Origin of the sequence: Janthinobacterium violaceinigrum (assembly GCF_009208555.1) — a bacterium.
In the GTDB taxonomy this organism is placed as follows: domain Bacteria; phylum Pseudomonadota; class Gammaproteobacteria; order Burkholderiales; family Burkholderiaceae_D; genus Janthinobacterium; species Janthinobacterium violaceinigrum.
Genome location: NZ_WFLI01000089.1, coordinates 1 through 1,854, shown reverse-complemented (window position 1 = coordinate 1,854; position 1,854 = coordinate 1). Strand labels below are relative to the sequence as shown.

The 1,854-nt window shown below is 72.7% G+C and carries 1 protein-coding gene; it reads left to right on the top strand.

The features are described from left to right. A partial coding sequence (locus GCN75_RS28710) for an SDR family NAD(P)-dependent oxidoreductase (RefSeq protein WP_152285371.1) occupies positions 1-1,854 on the top strand: 1,854 nt, incomplete at both ends.

The following is a 1,854-nucleotide window of genomic DNA, read 5'->3' as shown; positions in this document are numbered from 1 at the left end:
CCTGGCGCAGCGGCGCACGGTGCGCGCGGCGCTGGCCGCGGCGCCGGACCAGCCCTGCTGCCGCGCCGATGGCACCTACTGGATCAGCGGCGCTTTCGGCGGCATAGGCCGCCACCTGGCCGACTACCTGGTACAGCACGGCGGCTGCCGCAGCCTCGTGCTCATCAGCCGCAGCGCGCCGACGGAAGAACAGCAGGCCTGGCTCAGGCAGCTGGTCACGCACGGCGTGGCGCTGCAACTGCTGCAGGCGGACCTGGACGATGCGGCGGCAGCCAGCGCCGTCCTGGCCTCCTGCAGCGCGCCCATGCATGGTCTGTTCCACCTGGCCGGCAGCCTGGACGACCGGCCCATCGGCGACATCGACGCCGCGCAGCTGCAGCGGGTGCTCGGCGCCAAGCTGGGCGGCGCATGGCTGCTGCACCGGCACGCCGCGCGGCATGCGGAGCTCGAACACTTCGTGCTGTTCTCGTCGCTGGCCGCGCTGCTGGAATCGCCCGGCCAGTTCAGCTACGCGACCGCGAATGCGGGACTGCAGCTGCTGGCGGACCAGCGCCGGCAGCAGGGCTTGCCCGCCACCGTGATCGACTGGGGACCGTGGGACGGCGCCGGCATGATGCGCAGCCTGGCGCAGGGAAAACGGTCGCGCGCGCTGCGCCAGCTGGCGCCGATGGCCCCGGCACGGGGCTGCGCCACGCTCGCCGCGCTGCTGGCAAGCCCCGCACGCCACGGCCATTACGCCGTGTACGCGCTGGCGCCCGCCGCCGCGCCAAGCCAGGCCCTGCCATCCGCGACGGCCAGCCCGAACGACGCGGGCGGCGACCTGCTGGCCCAGCTGATCGCCAGCGAAACGGGCCATGCCGCCAACGCGCTGGACGAGCAGGCAACGCTGGAGCAGCTGGGCCTCGATTCCGTGGGCCTGATCCGCATCCGCAGCGAGCTGCAAAGCCAGCTGGGCCGCAGCATTCCCGTCGCGCTGCTGCTGGCGGGCGGCACGCTGGCCGAGCTGCGCCAGCGCCTGGCTGGCCTGCAGCCAGCTGCGCCCGTGCAGGCGGCCGACGCCGCCCCGGCCGCCGTGACGGCCGCGCAGCGCATCCCCCTGTCGCCAGGGCAATTCTCACTGTGGTACGAACAGCAGCGTCAGGATGCCGGCAACGCCTATCAGTGCGCCATCGGCTGGCGCATCGATGGCACGGGCCTGGACATCGCCGCCCTGCAAGCCCGCTGGGACGCACTGATCGCCGCGCATGAACTGTTGCGCGCGACGGTGGACGGCGACGACCAGGAGACAGGCCCCGCCTATGTCGTGCATGCGCCAGCCGCCGCGCAGGCGGCCAGCGCCATCCGGCAGCAACCGGTGCAGGACGAAGCGGCGGCGCTGGCCCAGATAGCGGACATGCTGGCCGCGGCGCCGTCGCTGCACGACAGCTTTGCCACGCGCGTGACGCTGCTGCGTGCGCACGACGGCACCGGCTACCTGGTCCTGAGCTCCAACCATGTGCTGATGGATGCCAGCGCCATGTTTTACGTGGGCCAGCAGCTGGCGGCTGCCCTGTGCAGCCTGCCGCCATCGGACAGCCCGGGCGCCGTGGCGCAATACCGCGACTTTGCCGCCAGCCAGCGCCAGCTCGGCGCGGACGCCGTGGCGCGGGCCGCAAGCCACATCGCGCCGCAGCTGCTGGCGCAGGATGGCAGCCTGCTGCGCCTCGACCTGCCGTATGAGCGCACGGCCTCGCCGGCCGCCGCGGGCGACAGCGTGGCGATGCCGATATGGATGAGCGCGTATATGCGCCCGTGCTCGATGCGCTTGCCGATCACCGCGTGCACACGATCGGGGAACTGGAGCAGCAATTGGCT